Annotated in this window: 23 protein-coding genes and 1 pseudogene; 11 read left to right on the forward strand and 13 right to left on the reverse strand. The window is 41.3% G+C overall.

The window, feature by feature from the left end; genetic code table 11:
- Positions 1 to 7: 7 nt before the first annotated feature.
- Positions 8 to 2,395 (reverse strand): 3-hydroxyacyl-CoA dehydrogenase/enoyl-CoA hydratase family protein, encoded by a 2,388-nt coding sequence (locus tag LC033_RS09270; protein WP_226567977.1) that lies wholly within the window; start codon positions 2,393 to 2,395, stop codon positions 8 to 10.
- 198 nt (positions 2,396 to 2,593) lie between these two features.
- Between LC033_RS09270 and LC033_RS09275 the strand changes: the two genes are divergently transcribed.
- The 3 genes from LC033_RS09275 to LC033_RS09285 are packed head-to-tail and all read left to right on the forward strand — an operon-like array spanning position 2,594 to position 3,369.
- Positions 2,594 to 2,731, forward strand: coding sequence for a YuzL family protein (locus tag LC033_RS09275; RefSeq protein ID WP_003212904.1), 138 nt, complete (start codon positions 2,594 to 2,596; stop codon positions 2,729 to 2,731).
- A 26-nt stretch (positions 2,732 to 2,757) separates the two neighbouring features.
- Positions 2,758 to 3,009, forward strand: coding sequence for a hypothetical protein (locus LC033_RS09280; RefSeq protein ID WP_226568023.1), 252 nt, complete (start codon positions 2,758 to 2,760; stop codon positions 3,007 to 3,009).
- Between the two features lie 12 nt (positions 3,010 to 3,021).
- The gene (locus tag LC033_RS09285; RefSeq protein ID WP_226567978.1) at positions 3,022 to 3,369 is read left to right on the forward strand and encodes a spore coat protein; all 348 of its coding nucleotides are present in this window, start codon (positions 3,022 to 3,024) and stop codon (positions 3,367 to 3,369) included.
- Positions 3,370 to 3,699: 330 nt separating this feature from the next.
- Here the strand turns inward: LC033_RS09285 and LC033_RS09295 are convergent, their stop codons facing one another.
- Both LC033_RS09295 and LC033_RS09300 read right to left on the reverse strand, forming a co-directional pair.
- Complete coding sequence (locus tag LC033_RS09295) at positions 3,700 to 4,530, reverse strand: ABC transporter ATP-binding protein (RefSeq protein ID WP_226567979.1); 831 nt, start codon at positions 4,528 to 4,530, stop codon at positions 3,700 to 3,702.
- 146 nt (positions 4,531 to 4,676) lie between these two features.
- Positions 4,677 to 5,117 carry a YusW family protein gene (locus LC033_RS09300; protein WP_226568025.1) on the reverse strand — a complete coding sequence of 147 codons (441 nt, stop codon included), beginning with the start codon at positions 5,115 to 5,117 and terminating at the stop codon, positions 4,677 to 4,679.
- A gap of 115 nt (positions 5,118 to 5,232) precedes the next feature.
- Here LC033_RS09300 and LC033_RS09305 point away from each other — a divergent pair, with 115 nt between their 5' ends.
- Positions 5,233 to 6,078 carry an SDR family oxidoreductase gene (locus LC033_RS09305; RefSeq protein ID WP_226567980.1) on the forward strand — a complete coding sequence of 282 codons (846 nt, stop codon included), beginning with the start codon at positions 5,233 to 5,235 and terminating at the stop codon, positions 6,076 to 6,078.
- A 40-nt stretch (positions 6,079 to 6,118) separates the two neighbouring features.
- Here LC033_RS09305 and LC033_RS09310 read toward each other — a convergent pair whose 3' ends face one another.
- Entirely contained in the window at positions 6,119 to 7,486 is a 1,368-nt protein-coding gene (locus LC033_RS09310; RefSeq protein ID WP_226567981.1) for a S1C family serine protease, read from the reverse strand.
- A gap of 311 nt (positions 7,487 to 7,797) precedes the next feature.
- On the opposite strand from LC033_RS09310, the gene LC033_RS09315 reads away from it, so the two are divergent.
- Together LC033_RS09315 and LC033_RS09320 are read left to right on the forward strand one after the other, a co-directional pair.
- On the forward strand, positions 7,798 to 8,472 hold the full coding sequence (locus LC033_RS09315) for a response regulator transcription factor (RefSeq protein ID WP_099681859.1): 675 nt from the start codon (positions 7,798 to 7,800) through the stop codon (positions 8,470 to 8,472).
- Positions 8,469 to 9,800, forward strand: coding sequence for a sensor histidine kinase (locus tag LC033_RS09320; protein WP_226567982.1), 1,332 nt, complete (start codon positions 8,469 to 8,471; stop codon positions 9,798 to 9,800). Before LC033_RS09315 ends, LC033_RS09320 begins: the two co-directional genes overlap by 4 nt.
- Before the next feature lie 21 nt (positions 9,801 to 9,821).
- Here LC033_RS09320 and spxO read toward each other — a convergent pair whose 3' ends face one another.
- Entirely contained in the window at positions 9,822 to 9,986 is a 165-nt protein-coding gene (spxO, locus tag LC033_RS09325) for an anti-adapter protein SpxO (protein WP_226567983.1), read from the reverse strand.
- Between the two features lie 192 nt (positions 9,987 to 10,178).
- On the opposite strand from spxO, the gene LC033_RS09330 reads away from it, so the two are divergent.
- The gene (locus LC033_RS09330) at positions 10,179 to 11,057 is read left to right on the forward strand and encodes a TetR/AcrR family transcriptional regulator (RefSeq protein ID WP_226567984.1); all 879 of its coding nucleotides are present in this window, start codon (positions 10,179 to 10,181) and stop codon (positions 11,055 to 11,057) included.
- Here LC033_RS09330 and LC033_RS09335 read toward each other — a convergent pair.
- From LC033_RS09335 to LC033_RS09345, 3 genes are all read right to left on the reverse strand, one after another.
- Positions 11,048 to 11,185, reverse strand: a complete 138-nt coding sequence (locus LC033_RS09335; protein ID WP_226567985.1) for a hypothetical protein — start codon at positions 11,183 to 11,185, stop codon at positions 11,048 to 11,050. The two genes, LC033_RS09330 and LC033_RS09335, sit on opposite strands and share 10 nt — an antisense overlap.
- Before the next feature lie 178 nt (positions 11,186 to 11,363).
- Positions 11,364 to 12,758 carry a class II fumarate hydratase gene (gene fumC, locus LC033_RS09340; RefSeq protein WP_226567986.1) on the reverse strand — a complete coding sequence of 465 codons (1,395 nt, stop codon included), beginning with the start codon at positions 12,756 to 12,758 and terminating at the stop codon, positions 11,364 to 11,366.
- Between the two features lie 89 nt (positions 12,759 to 12,847).
- The gene (locus LC033_RS09345) at positions 12,848 to 13,015 is read right to left on the reverse strand and encodes a YvzF family protein (RefSeq protein WP_226567987.1); all 168 of its coding nucleotides are present in this window, start codon (positions 13,013 to 13,015) and stop codon (positions 12,848 to 12,850) included.
- Between the two features lie 112 nt (positions 13,016 to 13,127).
- On the opposite strand from LC033_RS09345, the gene LC033_RS09350 reads away from it, so the two are divergent.
- Genes LC033_RS09350 through LC033_RS09365 form a run of 4 tightly spaced genes read left to right on the forward strand, consistent with a single transcriptional unit; the run spans position 13,128 to position 17,157 of the window.
- Positions 13,128 to 14,552, forward strand: a complete 1,425-nt coding sequence (locus LC033_RS09350; RefSeq protein WP_226567988.1) for a spore germination protein — start codon at positions 13,128 to 13,130, stop codon at positions 14,550 to 14,552.
- The gene (locus LC033_RS09355; RefSeq protein WP_226567989.1) at positions 14,539 to 15,633 is read left to right on the forward strand and encodes a GerAB/ArcD/ProY family transporter; all 1,095 of its coding nucleotides are present in this window, start codon (positions 14,539 to 14,541) and stop codon (positions 15,631 to 15,633) included. Before LC033_RS09350 ends, LC033_RS09355 begins: the two co-directional genes overlap by 14 nt.
- Positions 15,630 to 16,751, forward strand: a complete 1,122-nt coding sequence (locus tag LC033_RS09360; RefSeq protein ID WP_226567990.1) for a Ger(x)C family spore germination protein — start codon at positions 15,630 to 15,632, stop codon at positions 16,749 to 16,751. Before LC033_RS09355 ends, LC033_RS09360 begins: the two co-directional genes overlap by 4 nt.
- Positions 16,752 to 16,788: 37 nt before the next feature.
- Entirely contained in the window at positions 16,789 to 17,157 is a 369-nt protein-coding gene (locus LC033_RS09365; RefSeq protein ID WP_226567991.1) for a hypothetical protein, read from the forward strand.
- Between the two features lie 42 nt (positions 17,158 to 17,199).
- Here LC033_RS09365 and LC033_RS09370 read toward each other — a convergent pair.
- The 5 genes and pseudogenes from LC033_RS09370 to LC033_RS09390 all read right to left on the reverse strand — a co-directional run.
- Positions 17,200 to 17,609, reverse strand: a pseudogene (locus tag LC033_RS09370) (response regulator transcription factor); the annotation flags it as partial.
- 147 nt (positions 17,610 to 17,756) lie between these two features.
- Complete coding sequence (locus tag LC033_RS09375; protein WP_226567992.1) at positions 17,757 to 18,326, reverse strand: cob(I)yrinic acid a,c-diamide adenosyltransferase; 570 nt, start codon at positions 18,324 to 18,326, stop codon at positions 17,757 to 17,759.
- A gap of 149 nt (positions 18,327 to 18,475) precedes the next feature.
- Positions 18,476 to 19,762, reverse strand: coding sequence for a heme ABC transporter ATP-binding protein (locus LC033_RS09380; protein ID WP_226567993.1), 1,287 nt, complete (start codon positions 19,760 to 19,762; stop codon positions 18,476 to 18,478).
- Positions 19,759 to 20,817, reverse strand: coding sequence for a FecCD family ABC transporter permease (locus tag LC033_RS09385; RefSeq protein ID WP_226567994.1), 1,059 nt, complete (start codon positions 20,815 to 20,817; stop codon positions 19,759 to 19,761). The genes LC033_RS09380 and LC033_RS09385 overlap by 4 nt, the downstream gene beginning before the upstream one ends.
- Entirely contained in the window at positions 20,783 to 21,733 is a 951-nt protein-coding gene (locus LC033_RS09390) for an ABC transporter substrate-binding protein (RefSeq protein ID WP_226567995.1), read from the reverse strand. Before LC033_RS09390 ends, LC033_RS09385 begins: the two co-directional genes overlap by 35 nt.
- Positions 21,734 to 21,790 lie beyond the last annotated feature (57 nt).

Consider the following 21,790-nt stretch of genomic DNA (forward strand, 5'->3'; position numbering starts at 1 on the left):
CTCCCCCCTAGTTACGTAAAGGTTTTCCTTTGACGAGCATGTGCTGCATGCGTGCCTGTGATTTCACTTCTCCTACAAGACTTAAAAAGGCTTCTCTTTCAAGCTCTAATAAATATTGTTCATCCACCTCTGTACCAAATGGCAGTTTTCCGCCAGAAATGACATAGGCCAATTTTTTTGCAATGGTCATGTCATGCTCTGAAATGTATCCAGACAGTCTCATATTTTCAGCAGCTAATATCATCGCTGCATAGCCTGTTTCCCCCATGACTGGCACCTTTTGCTTGAGCGGCGCACGATAGCCCGCTTCATCAAGAGAAAGAACCAGTTGTTTCGCATCATAGATTACATGATCACCGTTCATGCTCATCCGATCACTTGCACGTAGCATCTTCATATCACGAGCTTCTTCTGCTGATGTTGATACTTTGGCCATGGCAATCGTTTCAAAGGTTTGCAGCGTGGCATCTTGTATAGCCGTCGCAGACGGCTTAGTCGCTCCTTGTAGGTGGCGAAGATATAATTCTTTGTTTCCTCCGCCGCCAGGAATCAATCCGACCCCCGCTTCAACAAGTCCCATGTACGTTTCACTGGACGCTTGTATAGCCGCTGCCGGCAGACAAAGCTCCGTCCCGCCTCCTAACGTCATACCAAACGGTGCAACAACGACTGGACGCTCACTATATTTCACCTTCATCATCGCCTGCTGGAATCGGCGAATCACAAAGTCAATTTCAAAGAAATTATCGTCCTGCGCTTCCATTAAAATCATGGCAAGGTTTGCGCCAACACAGAAGTTTTTCCCTTGGTTTCCGATGACAAGCCCTTTATAATTCTTTTCCGTTTCATCTACAGCACGATTGATCATATCAATGACATCTAGTCCAATCGCATTGCTCTTAGAATGGAATTCAAGCAAGGCGACATCATTACCGATATCAATGAAGCTTGCACCTGTATTTTTGAAAATGACACCTTGTTTCTTTTTCAATCTGGCTAGAGAAATATTTTTCTCGTTTCCTTTCTTCTGTTCATAAGCCCCATTCTGATAAAAGGCTCGCTCTCCTTCGGCATTCTCTTGATAGAATGTTTCATGTCCTTCTGACAACATATTTTGCACCCATGCTGGGATGCTGTGTCCTTCTGCTTCTATTCGACTGACGGCTTTTTTGACACCAATCGCATCCCATAACTCAAATGGACCATGCTGCCAACCAAATCCCCATTTCATTGCGTTATCGATGGACTCGATATCATCCGCAATTTCGTCTTTTAGATGAGCCGAATAAAGAAGCACAGGCGCCGTCATGTTCCAGAGCAATTGCCCTGCACGGCCATCTTGATAAATAAGTGCTTTTAATTTTGCTTTTGTCCCCTTTTGCTGCTTGGCAATCTCAATGCCTGGATCCTTCATCTTCGTCCGCTCTCCGTATGTGAGCGTCACCGGGTCCAGCTCTAAAATGGTCTTCCCATTTTTTTGATAAAAACCTTGTCCTGCCTTGCTCCCAATCCACCCTTTTTCGAGCATTCTCTCAATAAACTCAGGCAGCTTGAAAATATCTTTCTCCTTTCCTTCTCCTTGTTCATATACGTTGCGGGCAACATGTGAAAACGTGTCGAGTCCTACGACATCAAGTGTACGGAAGGTAGCACTTTTCGGTCTGCCAATCAATGGACCTGTAACAGAATCAACTTCCCCGATTGTATATTTGTTCTCAAGCATTTCACGCACTGTGACAAGAAGTCCATAAGTACCAATACGGTTGGCAATAAAGTTCGGCGTATCTTTCGCTTCAACAACGCCCTTCCCGAGTACTTCCTCACCAAACGTTTTCATAAATGTAAGTACTTCTGGATCTGTTTCTTGAATAGGAATCATTTCTAAGAGCTTTAAATATCGAGCTGGGTTAAAAAAATGAGTGCCTAGAAAGTGGCGCTTAAAATCATCTGATCGACCTTCTGCCATTTTTTCTACAGAAATACCAGATGTATTGCTTGATATGATACTGCCTTCTTTGCGGTACTCGTCGATGAGAGAGAATACGTGTTGTTTAATGCTGAGCTTTTCAGTAACGACTTCAATGATCCAGTCAGCATCCTGTAATAAGGAAAGGTGATCTGTGAGATTTCCGGGTGTGATGTATGATAAGTTTTTTGCTGAAGTAAGAGGTGCTGGCTTTTGCTTTAACAATTTTTTCATCGCTTCTTGACTTAATCTATTTCGAACAATAGGGTAATCAAGCGTTAGATTTTTTGCCGTTTCTTCCTTTGTCAGTTCATTTGGCACAATATCTAGCAATGTTACTGGTATTCCGATATTGGCTAGATGCGCAGCAATGCCTGAGCCCATGACACCTGAACCAATGACAGCCGCCTTTCGAATATGTTTGCCCATAAATATCCCCCTAAACTTTTTGAATGAACAGTCATTCATTTTTTGTCCAAAAAAAAACAATGCCTCTTTCTTTATCTTAAAAGATTTTCCGAAACAGTTCAATAGCAGATTTCAAAAATTTACACATCTCATGGGTCTGACTTTGCAGCGTATGAATTAAAAACGAGAGGGCATTGTAAGAATGGAGGTGATATCCACATGTCTCGTTTGAAGAAAAACCCATCTAAAGCAGGCGTAAGTGCTGCAAGTGTCAAAGGAAACGCAGGTCCATCACAGGAAGCAGACCTAGGAGGGAAAAAGACCAGTCAAAATCAGCAATATAAAAAGAATCAGTAAGGAAACAAAATCGTAAGGAGGAATACATCTTGAACAACCAGCAAATGAATATGCCCCCACAGGTGATTTCAGTGAAGGATTCCTTATACTTAGTGGATATGCTAAACTGGAATTTGATCGCCATGAAAAAGGCGCACTTTATGGCCGAGCATTGCAAGGACGAAACATTGAAGCAAGAATTGAATCAGGTTGGCCAAATGCACCATCAGCATTACACACAAATTCTTCAGCATTTAGGCAGCTCAGGGCAAGGCCAGTCTACTGGCTTTATGCAATAGGAGGAAAAGGACATGGAACAGCAAAACCAACAAAAAATCGGGAATCCACAGACCCCGGTTCCAACGACAACAAACATGAATGATCGTGATTTTATCACAGATCTACTGTCGACTGAAAAATATATGACAAACGGATATAACACAGCGCTTAATGAATTCAGTCACGAATCTCTTTACCAGGATATTCAGCGAATTGCGCTGGAAACACAGAAAACACAAAGACATTTATATGATGTCATGTTCAAATATGGTTGGTACTCTGTTGAAGCGGCTGAGCAGCAAAAGCTCCAGCAGGCACACCAGAAATTCCAGCAAACGCTGACAGATCAATCTCCATACGGATCATCACACATGTCATAAAGAAAAACTGCCAGCATCATACTGGCAGTTTTTTAGCGGTCTTTATTGTCTCGATGAGCTTCATTCAGCGTTTTGATCCGCTGTATGGTTTCTTGATCTCTTCTTATGCCTCTGGATACGTGTCGTTAAAATACCTGGCTAAATGCGGCATGCTTTTGGCAAATATGAGAATAGATGACCCACTGCACTGCTTCACATCTTTTTTGAGCGCCTCGGTTGTTTCCCCAGCAAACCCTCAAGCTCTTCATCTAGTTCGGGGATCTTCCGTCTCCCTTTTTAAGAAAAAAGCCTGACTCTGTGAGTGACAGATGTCAGGCTTTTGACATACAATTATCTTGCAGCAAGAAATGTCTCGGCTTGCGCCTGTTGCACAATGCAGCGTCCTCGACCGTGCGGAATACATAATGGTGTTCCGAATAAAGGATCTGTTGTCACCTGACAATTCATATCAAAGACATTTTTCACGAGATCACAGTTAATGACGGTTTCCGGTCTTCCTTCTGCATAAATCGTCTTGTCTTTAATCGCTACAAGATGATGAGCATATCTGCATGCGAGATTGAGATCATGAAGAACCATCACAATCGTGCGCTGCTCTTTTTCATTTAAATCAAAAAGAAGGTCAAGAATTTCAATTTGATGCGTCATGTCTAAATACGTCGTCGGCTCATCTAACAGGATAATATCCGTCTCCTGCGCTAACGTCATCGCAATCCAGGCGCGCTGCCTTTGTCCACCTGATAATGAATCAACCGTTCGATCAGCGAGTTCTTCCATCTTTGTTGACTTTAGTGCGCGATTCACTGCTTCTTCGTCTTGCTTCGACCACTGTTTCAGCCAATTTTGATAAGGATATCGACCTTGCTTTACGAGCTGATGCACCGTTAATCCTTCTGGCGCTTCTGGTCCTTGTGGGAGAATCGCGAGCTGTTTTGCTACTTCCTTTGTTGGTAATTTTGCAATAGAATGACCTTCAAGCAGGACAGAACCACCCATTGGGTTCATGAGACGGGCCAAAGAGCGAAGTAGCGTGGATTTACCGCATCCATTGCTGCCAATAAATACTGAGATTTCACCCTTAGGGATTGATACATTTAGTTCATCTATAATTATTGTTTCTCCGTAGCCTAAGCTTAAACCTTCAGTAGAAATGGCACTCATTCCGCTCAAACGCTCCTTTTCTCATTCTTATTTTTTATCATGAATATTGCTTATGTATAGACGTCAAAGATCACTTATCTCAATTCAGTGTATCAGATTTAAGTGAACTTGAAAATCATTTTCAATTGAAAAATGAGAAAACTCGTTTACTTCTTCTTCTCGAATGTACGTATTGTCCCATCTTCGAGCTTCATATCGACCTGAATCCGCTGATAATCATCATCCAAATTAAAAGCAGCTAATAATTCGTTTACATACGTTCCACTAAGCTTCGCACTAGGAATAGACATATCATTCAGCTTCATCTTCATCTCCCGCAATGCTTCTTCTCCTTCATACCTGAAACCATTCATGTGATCTCGAATGAATGCTTCTTCTTTTCCGCTCGCCTGACTGTAGGTGGCTTCGTATAATTCATTTTTCTGTCCATATTGAACATGCAGGTGCAGATGCTGGATAGGCAGCTCCTTCATTTGAACAGCTGACAGACTCTCTGCTTCGCCAGTATGTTGTAACGGTTCGATTGATTGACAGCCAGACAGCATAAAGAGCAGCACCCCTAGCAGTCCCGCCTTCTTCCAACACATCATGTGTTTCCTCCTATAATTATATCATCGTTTTTTATTCTTCACCAAGCTTCTTTTCGTTATTCATCTAAACAGTGTGTTATGGTAAATGAAAACAAAAAGGATGGAGAAACGAATGATGAAAAAAACAGCCATTGTGACTGGTGCCAATAGCGGCTTTGGAAAACTCATCACGATGCGCCTCGCCGAGCAAGGCTATAAAGTGATTGCATGTGTCAGGCAGGAAGCCAACGCCAAAAAGCTCGCAAAGGAGATAGAGCAAGCCTCCTTATCTAAAAATATACATATCGAATCGTTAGATGTGACGGCCACACAGTCGATAGAAGCATTAAAGAAAAAGCTGGACGCCTACGCACCGATCACCTTACTTGTGAACAATGCGGGGACAGCCTATGCTGGTTTTGCTGAAGAGGTTTCCGTGGACATGTACCGGCAGCAGTTCGAAGTGAACGTCTTTGGTGTGATGGAATTGACACAAACGGTTCTTCCGTTTATGACAAGTGGTTCAAAAATATTGAATATGAGCAGCATCAGCGGGTTAATGGGGATGCCAGCACTTTCTCCATATGTATCGTCTAAGTTTGCTTTGGAGGGCTATACAGAGAGTTTGCGGATTGAACTGGCTCCGTTTGGTATACAGACTGCCTTGATTGAGCCTGGCTCTTTCCAAACAAATATATGGAACACCTCCATAAACGAGCAAATGACTCAGCCAGCGGAAGGATCTAGATACACAAGCATTTACCAAAAGATGATGGCCTATACAGATGCTCAAAAATCAAATTTTGGAGATCCCCGTGAGGTCGCTGAGCTTGTTGTCACACTTGCAGAGAAAAAACAGTTGAAACAACTCAGATTTCTTGTTGGAAAAGGCGTACGTCTTTCATTCACAGCAAAGCGGCTCTTGCCTTGGAACTTGTGGGAAAAAATCATTTTACGTACGCTCTTATCAAAAAAATGAGCACAAAAAACAGGTGGACCTCTCATCCACCTGTTTTCATTTATTCGTTATCAGATTGTCCAAGGGTAATATCTAGATTCTTGTTCTTCCCTTCACGGATGACGGTCATAGTGGTTTTATCGCCGATTTTTGTTTCTTTGTAAAGAATTTCTTTCAGCTGTGAGCTGTTCGCAACATCTTTCCCTTTGAACTTGATGATAATATCTCCAGACTTCAAACCTGCCTTTTGTGCAGGTGATCCTTTTGACACATCTTTTACGTAGATGCCTTTGCCGATTTGTTTATCAAATAATCCGAGCGTATTTTTCTGATACGTTTCAGGCACTTGTTCAAGGTCAATCATTTGTACACCAAGGTAAGGACGTTCCACTTTCCCGTTTTTCAATAGCTCATCTACAATCGGTTTCACATCGTTACTTGGGATCGCGAATCCAAGTGACTCCACACCGCTTTCGCTAATTTTCAAGCTATTGATGCCAATGACTTGACCGTCCGTATTGATCAGTGGACCTCCACTGTTTCCTGGGTTAATGGCTGCATCCGTTTGAAGCACATTCATCTCAACAGTACCAGATGATGTATTGGTTTCAACTGAACGATCGAGACCACTAATAATTCCTTCTGTCACAGTACCAGAGAACTGCGCACCGAGCGGGTTCCCGATAGCGATGACTTTGTCTCCAGCACGAAGCTTAGACGAATCACCAAAGCTTGCCACTTTATCAATGCCGTCAGCGTTGATTTCGACAACAGCTAAATCTGTCATCACGTCACTGCCGACAAGCTTCGCATCTTTTGTTTTTCCGTCATAAAGCGTGACCTTTAATTTATTGGCACCCTCGACCACGTGGTTATTTGTAATAATGTACGCCTTTTTGCCATCCTTTTTAAAGATAACACCGGAACCAGCTCCAGCTTCAGCTTCTGTTGAATCCCCGCTTAGACCGAACGAGTTTTGTGTAGATTGATAGTTTGAAACCCCTACAATGGTCGGCTCTAAATCTTCTACCATATCAGCTACATTCGTCGCTTTGGTAATTTGTTTTGTTGAGAAATTATCAGAGGCAGCCGGTTCACTTGACGCTGTTTGGTGAGTGTTTGCAGCTGTGTCCTGTGACTTCGGTAAAAGCGGCGTAATGCCAAGCACAAGACCTCCGCCAATAATCCCTCCAAGAATCGGGCTCAGCCATGCAGCCTTCCGTTTTTTTTCCTTTTTAAAAGCACGGTCATCCATCATTTGAGGAGATCGATTTGTCACACTCTCCTGAGATGCAGATGCTTCGTCTTCATGATGGTGAAAAACGAGTTCTTCCTTTTTTTGTGGTTGGTCTATTTGTTCCTCATTCTCTTGCTGTGTTTTTTCTTGATGAATCATATTTTTCTCTTCATCTTCTCTTCGGAAATCCATCGCTTGCACTCCTTTGCATCATTTCATGAAATGCTTCATTCTTATGTGTTGATAGGACTTATGTCCTCTTAATGGAAAGATCATTGATAATTGTATAGACAATAAGTCAAATTATATAATACTTATTCATAGAAAAAAAGCACTTATTAAATAACTTTTTGTCTATGCCCTTTTTTCCCCTTGAGGTTATCATAATCAAACATTATGGGATAATGATGAGAAGAATATGTGAAATTGTGAAAAAAGAATGTGATTGTTGACACGCCGCCTTTGTATCCCGTTATAATGGCGTTGAGAGGATGTGGAAGACTTTGTCGTACACCATTTATTTAGTTGAAGATGAACAAAACTTAAATGAACTTTTAACCAAATATTTAGAGAGTGAAAATTGGAATGTCTCCTCTTTTTTAACAGGAGAAGCGGCACGTGAGGCAATGAACAAGCCGCCGCATCTATGGATTTTAGATATTATGCTGCCTGATACAGACGGCTACACACTCATTAAAGAAATCAAAGCTGCATCACCTGACGTACCGGTCATTTTCATTTCAGCACGTGATGCAGATATCGATCGTGTCCTCGGCTTAGAACTGGGAAGCAGCGATTATATTGCGAAACCATTTCTTCCGCGTGAGCTGATCATTCGCGTGCAAAAGCTGCTGGAGCTTGTGTATAAAAACAGTGATACCCCTCAGCAAAGTGTCACACACGTTTCCTCTTATATCATTCATGAGGACGTAAGAGAGGTTTACGAAGGGGATCAGCTGATTAACTTAACTTCTAAGGAATTTGACTTGTTGCTTTTATTTACACATCATCAAGGACATGCCTTTTCTCGTGAAGATATTCTCATCAAAATTTGGGGACACGATTACTTCGGGACAGATCGTGTTGTCGATGATCTTGTCAGACGGCTACGCAAAAAAATGCCTGACTTAAAAGTCGAGACCATTTATGGATTTGGCTATAGGATGCTAAAAGGATGAAGAATAAACCGCTCGCCTTTCAAATTTGGATCGTCATCTCTGGCATTTTGCTGACGATTTCGATTGTCCTGATCATTTTATTTTCAAATACATTACGAAACTTCTTCACGAATGAAATATATAAAAACATCGAAAACGAGCAACAGGTGTTAACAGAATACCCTTTGAATCCAGATGGGTCGCCAAAGTCGACACCAGAAAATCGCACGGTTCAGCACCTTCTGATCCCGTCAGATGAATTAAATCAAATGGCCCAGTTTTTCCCGTATGCATTTATTGAGAAAGTGCAAACCTTTGTAAAAAAACAAAAAAGCGTAACGAAACGCTACTCAGAAGAAGTGAATGGGGAACATATCTTTTTTGTGATCAAAAAAATCTCATCAGGCAATACACAATATATTCTCTTGTCCTATGCACCGGACTCTTATCGAGATGACTTGTCCTTTACACTGTTTAAACAGCTGATTTTTATTTTAGGCACTGTTATTTTACTTAGCTGGCTTCCATCTATTTGGCTTGCCCGCTACTTATCCCGTCCGATCGTTACGTTTGAAAAGCATGTGAAGCGGATTGCACAAGAAGACTGGGATGATCCGGTTATCGTTGACCGGCAAGATGAAATCGGCAAGCTCGGTTCTACAATCGAAGAAATGAGACAAAAACTCATTCAAAAGGATGAAACTGAGCGAACACTTTTGCAAAACATATCACATGATTTAAAGACACCTGTCATGGTCATCCGCGGCTATACGCAGTCCATTAAAGATGGTATTTTTCCTAAGGGAGATCTTGAACAAACGGTGGAAGTCATCGAAGGTGAGGCGGAAAAGCTTGAGAAGAAAATCAAAGATTTGCTGTACTTAACAAAGCTTGATTATTTATCAAAACAACATCACGCGCATTCTTCCTTCCTCGTGAGTAATACAATGCTGGAAGTGGTTGACCGTATACGCTGGTCGAAAAATGAATTGCAGTGGAACGTGGACTTAGATGATGAGGCTACACTTGAAGGCGATCCAGAACAATGGAGCAAATTATTTGAAAATGTACTAGAAAATCAACTTCGCTACGCAAAAAGTAAAATTGACATTCATATGAAGCAGGAAGAGGATCAAATCCGCATTGTCATTCGTAATGACGGCCCTCCAATTGAAGAACATATGCTATCCAACCTATACGAACCTTTTAGTAAGGGGAAAAAGGGCGAATTCGGTATTGGATTAAGCATTGTCAAACGAATTCTTTCAATGCATGGAGCTTCCATATCTATTGAAAATGATGATCTAGGAGTACGTTATACAATTACTGTTCCAAAGAAGAGACTGTAGGGTTTTTGACCGCAGTCTTTTTTAGATGAATGAATACCCATTGAAATCAGGGTATGTGGCCTTGATCTTCTTGCCAGCTTGGTACATCCATTTCTTTTCAACTGTTGTTTCTTTCGGCATTTTGACTTTTTCTACTTGAATTCCCTTTGTTCGCAAGCGTCTAATCATATCATCGATTTCTCTCATGAAACATCATCCTTTCACATATTTTGACCAGTTGGTCACCTTACTTTATAATATAAAGAATTACACTGTAAAAAACAAGTTACAATCTGATTAATTTTTGAAAACTTTCGTCGTTTATGACCGATAAGTCATATCTCTTTGCGAACGTTTCCTAAGACATTTGTCTCTCGGTAAGAAAGGATGACATGCATATTGAAAAAGAAAGAAAAAATGATCATTGAGGCCGGCATGAAATTATTTTCCAGTAAAGGCTACAATACAACGTCTGTTCAGGAAATTGCGGATGAATGTCATATGTCAAAGGGTGCTTTTTATCTTTACTTTAAATCAAAGGAAGCCCTGCTCATTTCGATCTTGCATAACTATTACGATAAGGTATTTACCCGGATTCACGAGGTTCAAACAGAAGGTGGCACACCAAAAGAAGCCTATCGCAAACAGCTCACTGTCTATTACGATAATATTTTGCAGCAAAAGGATTTTATTAAAATGCAACTGAGCGATCGAGCCCTTCCATTGAATGAAGAAACGCAGCAGCTCGCTAAACAAATTAGGCTTGCAACGATCCAGCTGCACATTGATAACATTAAAAAGGTGTATGGTGACGCTGCTATTCCTTATATGGCGGATCTATGTTTAACCATCGAAGGCATGAGTCATGTTTATTTTGAGCTTGCGATTTTATATGATTTTCAGTTGGAAGCAGAAGAGCTTGCCACAACCATGATGCACCGCATTGATGATTTGATGAGCGGTATGATGAAGCGAAACGATCTTCCGCTCATTTCTGTTGACCAAGCGAGCGACTGGTTTGGTTCCATTTATGAACAGTCCTTTGACCCGCTGACAGAATCTCTATTAAAAGAATTAAGAGGGCTGGCAGAAGAACACTATGAAGTGAAAAACGAGTCTGATTTATTTGAAGCACTTGGCATTTTAGAAAATGAATTAAACAAGCAAAAACCAAGACAAGTCATTGTCAAAGGCATGCTTTACCAACTGAAATTATACGCGCCGCTTCAATCCATCTCTGAAGCACTCTTACGCACATCGAAAGAGGATCATTTATAAAACCCAGGGCAGTACCTGAGTGATCCTTGTGATAAATAATTAAAACCTTTTTCTGTCAGCGCAGGAAGTTTGTTGGCTTGAATTCTGTTTAGCAGGTCATCTACATATCTTTGAATCGCGATTTCCATCCTGCGTCCGCCTTTGATCAAGATATAACAAAAAAGCCGTTTCCTTAGAGTCATGCGAGATTACTGAAAAACACGTATACGTAGCATCGAATAAATCTTGTCTTTCACATTCTCATGAGAGATTCACATCAACCATTTAGTTCAAATAAGAAACCAGGGGGCATCTGCCCCTGGTTTCTTATTTCGCTTTCGGTGTCACCATTTCTTCTGGTTTCACAAACTGTTCAAACTGCTCTTCTGTTAGCAGTTCTAATTGAAGTGCTGCTTCTTTTAACGTTAATCCTTCTTTGTGAGCAAGCTTAGCAATTTTCGCTGCATTTTCATATCCGATGTGCGGGTTAAGTGCCGTCACAAGCATCAATGAATTTTTCAGGTTTTTCTCAATTGTTTCTAGGTTTGGTTCAATTCCGATGGCACACTTGTCATGGAATGAGTTCATGCCGTCAGCGAGTAACTCAACTGATTGCAGGAAGTTATAGATGATGACCGGCTTAAATACGTTAAGTTCAAAGTTTCCTTGGCTTGCAGCAAAACCGATCGTTGCATCATTCCCCATGATTTGCGCTGCAATCATTGTTAAAGCTTCACTTTGTGTTGGGTTGACTTTTCCAGGCATAATAGAGCTGCCCGGCTCATTTTCAGGAATCATCAATTCACCAATTCCGCAGCGAGGGCCACTTGCAAGCCATCTGACATCATTGGCAATTTTCATTAAATCAGCTGCAAGGGCTTTTAGGGCACCATGTGCATACGTAATTTCATCATGGCTTGTCAGTGCATGGAATTTGTTTGGTGAAGAATGAAAAGTTTGACTTGTTAACTTGCTGATCTCTTCAGCCACGTATTTGCCGAACTCAGGATGTGCGTTAATCCCTGTACCAACAGCGGTTCCGCCAATCGCAAGCTCTCTCATTTTTTCCGTAGATTCTAAAATCATTTCTTTTGAACGATCCAGCATGTAAACCCAGCCGCTAATCTCTTGGCCAACTGTAAGCGGTGTTGCATCTTGCAGGTGCGTACGACCGATTTTAACGATCTCTTGATGCGCTTTTGCTTTCTCATCAAATGTGGCTCTTAACTGGTCAATAGCAGGTACTAATTTTTTGTACACAGCTAAAACAGCTGCCACGTGCATAGCCGTTGGGAATGTATCGTTTGAGCTTTGACTTCGGTTTACGTCATCATTCGGATGAATGCTGAGTTCACTATTTTTATCTTTCAAGTAAGCAGTTGCTCTATTTGAAATGACTTCGTTTATGTTCATGTTACTTTGTGTTCCACTACCAGTTTGCCATACAACAAGCGGAAAATGCTCATCGTATTTTCCGCTGATAATATCATCACATACAACTGCAATGGCTTCTGCCTTTTCACTTTCAAGGTTACCAAGACGTTCGTTGGCAATGGCTGTGCTACGCTTCAAAATTGCAAACGCATTCACAACTTCCTTTGGCATTTTCTCAGAACCGATTTTGAAGTTTTCTTTGCTTCGTTGTGTTTGTGCACCCCAGAACTTGTCCTTTGGCACCTTAATTTCGCCCATTGTATCTTTTTCGATTCTAAATTCCGTCATTATGTATCCCTCCATAGCTTCTCATCACTCAACTCTATTCTATACAAAAAACGAAAATCCTTTAAGCGTTTTCAATTAAAATTTTATCTTTATTTTAATTTTAGTTCAATATAAACACGAACATCTTTCGAATATTTGTATTTTGGGTTCGTTTTTCCATAATCCTTTGACGTATACCTCACCTCATAATGCTTGTCAAACGACTGTAGAATACGGTCAATCTTTTCTTTTGTTCCTGCTAAACGAATTTGTGCCATCTTGTTTCCTCCACAACCCTATTCTTTCTTTTACCACAAAATAATGTAACAGAGAATATTGTTTTTTCAAGTAGGTAATGCTAAGAAAAAAATGTTGAGGCGGGTGATCCTTTTGAATCAGACTCCACTGAAAGAGCACTTATACGATAATCTCTCTGTTATTCTCCCGCAGTTAAAGGAAATGGACGATTTGATCCATGAGAAAAAAACGCTACCTCACGGACAGGTTGTTTATTATTTATACATTAAAGAAATGAACGAAACCAACCAGATTCAAACCTTCTTAAAGCTGCTGCTGCAAGACCATACCTCTCTTACAAAAGAGAAGCTAGAATCCAATTTATCCATGATGACAACCCGTTCGGTGAAGACCTCTGAAGAATTGATCGATGCGATTTTTCAAGGGCATTGTGTCGTTCTAATTAACGGATTTCAGCATGCTTATATTTTAGAAACGAACGGAACGAAGAAACGTAGTTTAGGGGAATCCAAATCTGAAACAGTGGTTAGAGGGCCAAAAATTGGCTTTATTGAAGATGTAAACACGAACTTAGCTCTCGTGAGACAGCGCTTGAAAAACCCTGATCTCAAAACAGTAGACATGAAAATTGGGCAGAAAAAATACACCCAAGTGACCATTATGTACATTGATGGTATCGTTCAAGCTCCTGTTTTAAAAGAGGTGAAAAAACGTCTCAAACAAGTCACCATTGATGATATACAAGACTCTGGTGTTCTTGAGGAACTCATTGAAGACAATGTGTATTCTCCTTTTCCGCAAATCCAAAACACAGAACGGCCAGATAAAGTTGCGTCTGCTTTAAACAATGGGCGAGTCGCCATTTTTGTCGATCATTCACCTTTTGTTTTAATTGTGCCTGCTTCCCTCGCGACGATCATGCAATCACCTGATGATTATTATGAAAGATGGATCGCTGCCTCCCTCATTCGTTTGCTACGTTTTACTTCCATTTTTCTTACATTGTTTTTATCAGCTATTTATATTGCACTTGTGTCCTTCCATCAAGGTCTTTTGCCCACAACGTTAGCCATTTCCATCTCAAGCACAAGGGAGAATGTCCCCTTTCCTCCTATTGTGGAGACACTCATCATGGAGATAACCATTGAGCTGTTACGGGAAGCTGGATTAAGGATGCCAAATCCGCTTGGTCAAACGATCGGACTTGTTGGAGGAGTCGTGATTGGACAGGCTGCCGTACAAGCTCATATTGTCAGCTCAATCATGGTGATTATCGTCAGTGTCATCGCACTTGCATCCTTTACCGTTCCTCAATACGGGATAGGCATGTCATTTCGCACGCTCCGCTTTGTGTCCATGTTTACTGCGGCTGCATTGGGTTTATACGGAGTTGTACTGTTCATGCTCGCACTACTGACACATTTGACTAGACAAAAAAGTTTTGGCACTCCATACTTCTCACCAGATTTTGTGTTCAGCTATAAAAACGAGGATAATTCCATCATTCGGTTGCCTTTGAAAAACCAGAAGAAAGGAGAACGACATGGTCAATCATAAAGAGTCGATCACAAGCTATCAGGCAAGTGCCATTATTACGAATACCACTTTAGGCGCAAGCATGATGATTCTGCCAAGATCAATGGCTCAGGCTGCGTCTACACCTGACGGCTGGATTGCACTCTTACTGATGAGTGCCATTTACATTGTGTTTATTTTTGCGAATGTGCTCATGATGAAAAAGGTTCCCTTCTCCTCTTATTATGATTATACAAACGAAGGGCTTGGGAAATGGATTGGCGCTCTTGCCAACCTTTTGATCATTATTTATTTTCTTGGCGTCGCCAGCTATCAAGTAAGGGCCATGTCGGAAATGGTGAAGTTCTTCCTGCTTCAAAACACGCCTGTAGTCGTGACAATGCTCAGCTTTATTTTAGTCGGTTTTTATCTTGTAGTTGGTGGGATTGGTGATATTGCCAGGCTATGTCCTTTTTTTCTCATTGTTACACTCATCATCTTATTTATTGCCTACGGACTCAGTGTACAAGAATTTAAGTTAGATAACCTCCGGCCAGTGTTAGGAGAGGGCTTATCTCCTGTCTTCAATTCCTTTAATGCTTCAGCCATTTCGTTTGTCGGCATTGAAATGATGTTGTTTATGCCTGCATATATGAACACTCAAAAACACACCTTTGCTTATGGTACAGTCGGATTTTTGATTCCTGCGATCATTTATATTTTCACCTATATTCTTGTAGTTGGTGCGCTGACTGTAAAAGAAACGGCTACATTAACTTGGCCGACCATTGCATTATTTCAATCATTTGATATTCAGGGGGTCTTTATTGAACGAATTGAGTCCTTTCTGCTGATCGTATGGCTTATTCAGCTTTATACGAGCTTTGTAGGGTATACGTTTTTTGCTGCAATTGGGGTATCCAAGCTGACAAAGCTTCCTAAAAAAGTCGTCCTCGCCTTGATGGGGATTGTGATCTTCTCTGCCGCCATTTTTCCAAAGGATGTTGATATAGTGCGTGATTATCTGACTTATGTAAACAACCTATTTTTCCTTTTATTCGGCATACTCCCGTTTCTCTTATTCATTATTGTGTTTTTCAAAAGGAGGGGGAAAGCAACATGAAAAAGAAAGCGACTTTTGCTTTCCTGACGCTTATCCTATTAAGTGGATGCTGGGATAGTACAAATATCGAGGAGCTCAACATGGCGATTGGATTTGCTGTAGATAAGGGAGATAACGGACATAAACTAAAGCTGTCTATGCAAGTTCTCGTTCCTCAAAAAATTGATCAAGAAACGAGCATAAAAGACCCCACTGAAATCATTGAAACAAGCGGTGATTCTATGCACCAAATTTTTCGCACAACTGCCCAAAAAACTCACCGCATTTTCTCACATCAGCTAAGAGTTTATTTATTTTCTCAGGAGCTCATCAATGAGAATAATTTCGACTTGGTCATTAATCAATTCATTCGAGACAATGAAACACGAAGAGGAAGTCTTGTCTTTATGACTTCTGAAAAGCCTGGGGACATGCTAAAAATCAATGACGACGGGCAGCCAGCTTCATCCACTTTATACACCATTTCGGGAAATACAAAAACAACCATTCGCATGTTTAAGCCAGTCTCATTAGGAGATATTTCTTCTGCCATGCAAAACAACGTATCCTTTGCCCTTCCAAAAGTCAGTGTCGATAAAGGCAAATTAATATTGGAAGGTGCCTCTATTATTAAAAATAAACGATTTCTCACTAACATCTCTCCATTAGCAGTGCAGTCATATAACCTATTAACTGGGGACGCAAAGGGCGGAGTGATTGATTTTCAATATGATCAGAGCATCTATTCTTTTGAGATTTTTAAACTTAACCACAACATAAAGACTCATAAATCAGCCAGTGGCACATATCGATTTGATGTTTCAGTCGAGCTTGATGGAAGGTTGTCTGAGGACTGGAATGTACGTGAAAATTCATTTAATGAGAAATATCTCCAAGAGATTGAGGGGGTCGTGAAGCAGCGGTTAGAAAAGAACGTGAAAGATTTCATTGAGAAGTTACAGCACGAGATCAAAGCAGATATTTGTGGATTTTATCAAAAAGCGAATATCGCGTATCCGAATGATTTTCGAAAAGAAGCAAAGCATTGGGATGAGGTTTTTAGTGAATCGGACATTCAATACAAGGTAAATGTGAAAATCCGTGACTTCGGGACTAAGGGCGCAACACAATCCTTATAGAGTATGTTAAAATGGTAAGAAAAAAAGGGTGTCAATCATGAAACGAGCTTTACTTTTGGCCGGCATTCTATTTTTGATTTTAGGATTACTCCTCTTAATCGTAGTATTCATGCAATCAAAAGAAGATTTCTTCATTGAAGCCGACAGCTTTTCGAGCACATTTTTGATCGTGATTTATTATGGACAAACCCCTGCGATCCTTCTTATTGGAGGCGGTTTATTCGTCGGACTTTCACAGATCATTGATTTTCAGGAGAAAAAAGCGGCATTGGCAAAGGAGAGCGTAAAGCTATTATCCGAGATGAAGCAAACCCTGATAGACAAATCGGCCGAGGAGCAGGAGGCTTTTTCAGTTCCTGAGCTCCATCAACTATCCGAACGTCCGATCACAGGACAGAAGGACTAAAATTCCGCATGTTCTAGCAGCTTTCATTTGAAAGCTGTTTTTTTATTGAATCAGCTTATGACGATGTGCACACAGCCGCTTGTGTTCGATCTTTCTACGTCAAGCTTTGAAAGAATGTTGGTCATATTCGTCTTCACCGTTTTAATTGTAATAACTATTCCTCACCATGACCTTATTCAATTTCCCATCTGCAATCAGCTTCAATATTTCCATTTCTCTTGCTGTTAACGAATCCGGAGAATACCCATTTGCTTAATGACGGAGTTTATTCATGACCTTTCTAGCCACTTTTGATTCAATTCCCTTGGTTCTCCAATACTGGCAGACTTAATGGCATCAGCAATTTCTCCTGCCTTCGATATTAATAAGTAACTCAAAGCATCAGCCTCCATCACTGGATAGACTTTATCATCATCAATAAAGCTCGTCAGATCGATCATTTTGCCATCTTCATGCCTCCTTTCTTGCTCCTTGCTTTTACTATAGTCAAAATAGAAACCCGGCAAAACGTGTTACAGATTGATCTTTGATTGCGACCAGAGTCGTAACTTTGGTCAGGTTTGACTGCAACAAAAAAGCACTCTTGAAAAGTGCTTCCCTTATTTAGAACGAAACACATCTGCACTTCGTTCATATTCAACATCAGCTTCACCGAGCCGATGATTTACAATACGTGCAACTGCAAATAAATAGTCGGATAAACGGTTGACATATGTGAGCGTAACTGATGGAATCTCTCCCTGCTTCGCTAGCGTCACAATATGCCGCTCTGCTCTTCTGACCACTGTTCTCGCCACATGTAAGAAGGCAGCGCCTTGCTGGCCACCTGGTAAAATAAATTTGGTCAGCGGGGAGGCTTCCTCTACATACACGTCCATTCTTTGCTCAAGGAATGCCACAGATCCATCTGTTAATTTGCCTTCTTTCCTCGGTTTCACCGCTGCTAAATCACCACCGCAGTCAAACAGCTCATGCTGAATGACGATCAGCTCAGACAGAATATCTTGAAACAATTCACCATGCTGCTGTAAGCTTGCTTGTGCAAGTCCAATGAAGCTATTCGCCTCATCTAACGTACCGTACGCTTCTACCCTGATGTCATCTTTATCTGCTCTCCCGCCAATCAAGCCTGTTTGGCCTTGATCCCCGTTTTTTGTATAAAGTTTCATCGATTCTCCTCCTTGTGCATTGCTTTGTCCTTTTAGAATACCCTGAAATTGAAAATTTGTATTTATTTTACTATAAACACTGTGTTTTTAACATTCGGTCGATTTGAATGCTGAACCATGAACTAAACACAAAAAAGTGAACCTTCTGGTTACTTTTTAATTGCACCCAATGTATAAAGGAGACGTTGCGCTTTCTTCCGTAACCTTTCGTATAGAAGGGCATCAAGTCCCATTTCTTCTGCGTTGACAGCAGCGATACAAAGATGATGAATTGGGATGCTCCCCTCTTGTTGAATGATGTGCATCAACTGCCCCATCATCTGAACAGACGCTCCATCTGATAAAGATCCTTTCAGCACAAGCCAAATGGTTAGCTCTCCTTGCTGAAGCATCCCGTAAAGAGCTATATCATCTTCATCGTCTTCAGCGGCGTATTGCTTTTGTCCCTCAGATTTGCCGAAAAACAATATACCTTCAGCATCATCTAGTCTGTCATGAAGAGTCTCAGTTCCCGTTCCAAGTGACCTTTTCCAAAAGAAACCTCCATTTTTCTCGTGTGAGGATAGAATACGAAGCGGCTGATTGATGGAAAATGTCATTCCTTTTGAGCCATGCGTTCTCCAACCATCAGCTAATTTCACATTGGATGCTTTAGACATTGCAGCAGGCTCAATCATCAGCTGTGGGTTTGCTCGCAGTGGATGATTGAGCAGTGTGACATCAGTTTCGTACACCCGGTTGATCCGTTCAGTGGTCAAAACGTGATGCGGTTGTCCTAATATTTCAGCCTTTCCTTCATGAAGCAATAGCAACCGATCACAATACAAACTGGCAATGTTTACATCATGAAACACACCGATCACCGTTAATTTAGAGGAAGAGGTCTCTTCTTTAATTAAATCGAGCAACTCTTTTTGATAAGCTAAATCAAGAAAACTGGTTGGCTCATCTAGCAATAAATATTCAGGCTGCTGAGCTAATGCCTGGGCTAAATATACTCGCTGCTGTTCTCCTCCGCTTAACTCATGAATGGATTGATCTTTAAATTGAACGACATCCGTTTGTTCCATCACTCTGCTTACGACTTGCTCATCTTCTTTCATGACAGATTGCAGCCATCCTTTCTGATAAGGATAACGTCCAAACTGAATGGTTTCCTCCACTGTAAATGAGAAGGCTTGGTCGGTTTTCTGTGGAAGAACAGCAAGTTTTTGCGCAAGTACCTTTGGCCGGTATGATTGAATCGAGCAACCGCTGAGGCATACTTGACCGCTCTTAGGCGCTAAAATACCTGCTATCATTTTGAGCAGGGTTGTCTTTCCGCTCCCATTTGGTCCCAGTATACCGAGAAATTCTCCTTTCTTCACCTCAAAACTGATGCCACGAATGACCTCTTTCTCACCATAGCCACCTTTGACTTCCTTCACTTGAATCATAGATGCGTCCCCCCTCTATATCTGCGAATGAGGATGATCCCAAATACAGGTGCACCAATTAACGCAGTAATGATACCAATAGGCAATTCCGTCGGCTCAATGATTGTACGGGATAACACATCTGCTATGACAAGAAAGGAAGCGCCGTTCATCATAGATAAAGGCAGCAGATGCCGGTGATCCGTGATGGCTAAAAGGCGGATAAAATGCGGGATCACAAGTCCCACAAATCCAATCGTCCCTGACACCGCTACCGCACTGCCAGTCAGGATCGAACCAGCAAGCAGTACAATATATTTGCTCCTTTTCACATGTACACCTAATAGCTTTGCCTTCTCTTCGCCATACGTCATCACATTCAAATCTCGCCCCATCAGCATCAGTGCAAAGGTACCAATGAGGAAGAAAGGGAGAAAAAGAGCGATATAACGCCAGCCCCTCATGGACACACTGCCAAGAAGCCAATGAATAATCTCTTTTAGGTCATCACCCGTTAAAGCAATCATTAATGAAATGAGCGCTCCCAAAAAAGAGCTGAAAATCACACCCGTCAAGATTAAAGAGGAGATGCTCATCCCCCGATGAACAAGACGTGCGAAAAAGAGGACTAGACATAGTGTCACAAGCGCTGTTGTCATACTGAAAAAAGGCAGTGTAAAACTGCCCAACAAGGGGAGCTGCAAGCTAAAAAATAAAGTCGCTACGGCTCCAACAGATGCCCCTTGAGATACTCCTAGTGTATAAGGATCAGCGAGGGGATTTTTTAATAAACCTTGAAAGGCAGCACCAGATGACGCCAGCGCTGCTCCTACTAATGCCGCTAATATCACTCTCGGCAGCCGGATATTCATCATAATATTGCGATCAATAGAATCAATGGTTCCGACCTGCACTCCAAATAGTTCATGAACAAATATACGAAGAATAGAAGGAATGGGAATCCCTAAGCTACCAAATGAGATTCCCATTCCAATGCTCACCACAAGAAGTAAAACACTGAATGCGTAAGCGATAATGAATTTATTTGAACGTGTCAGGATAGATGCTTTTCGCAAGATCCTCGACTCCTTCAACCAATCTCGGTCCCGGTCTTGATGCGAGATCCGTATTCAATTGAAAGACTTGTTTTTCTTTTACTGCTTTAATCGCATTCCAACCATCTCTTTTTTTCAGATCAGCTAAGCTTGAACCATCAATTGTGACAATGACATCAGGATTTCGTTTGATAATTGACTCTTCTGTCATTTGTACCCAGCCAGTTTGGTCGCCGGCTGCATTTTTTGCATGAATGACTGAAAGCATTTCGTCCATAAATGTATTTTTACCTGTTGTATAGATTTCAGGAGCACCTGACACTTCAACAAAGACTGTTTTTTGTTTGTCTTTGGAAATCGCCTCTGCTTGTTTTTTGAGGTCGTTCAGTTTTGATTTCATCTCGTCTACAAGCTTCGCGGATGCCTCTTTCACTCCAATTGCTTCACCGATCATATGAATAGACTTGTAAACATCCTTGAAGGAGGTTGCATCATTTACAGTCAGCACTTGAATACCTGCATCTTCAAGCTGTTTAAATCCATCTTTTGCCCCCAGTTGTGATGCATGTGCTAATACGAGGTCAGGCTTTAAGGAAATGACCTTCTCTACATTGAATTCAAGTCCACCTATCTTCTCAACCTTTTCTACTTCCTTTGGATAATTGTCAAAATCTGATCTTCCAACGATTTTATCTTCAAGGCCAAGCGCATAGGCAACCTCTGTATTACTTGGAATTAAAGAAACAATCCTTTCGGGCTGTTCTTTAATTTGGACTGTTTTACCAGCTGCATCTTTAATTGATACAGGAAATGCCGCAGTTGCTGTCTCTTTATTTTCAGAACCCGTTGCTTTGTGATCTGTTTCCGCACCTGCACATCCTGCTAAAACACCCATCACAAGCAAAAACGATAGCCAAATGGCTGTTAACTTCTTCATGAATAAACCCCCTGCTTTATGTACTGCTTGACAGAATCTCCTCCGTCAATTCTTTTC

This window comes from Bacillus stratosphericus (assembly GCF_020524495.1).
Classification (GTDB): Bacteria; Bacillota; Bacilli; order Bacillales; family Bacillaceae; genus Bacillus; species Bacillus stratosphericus_B.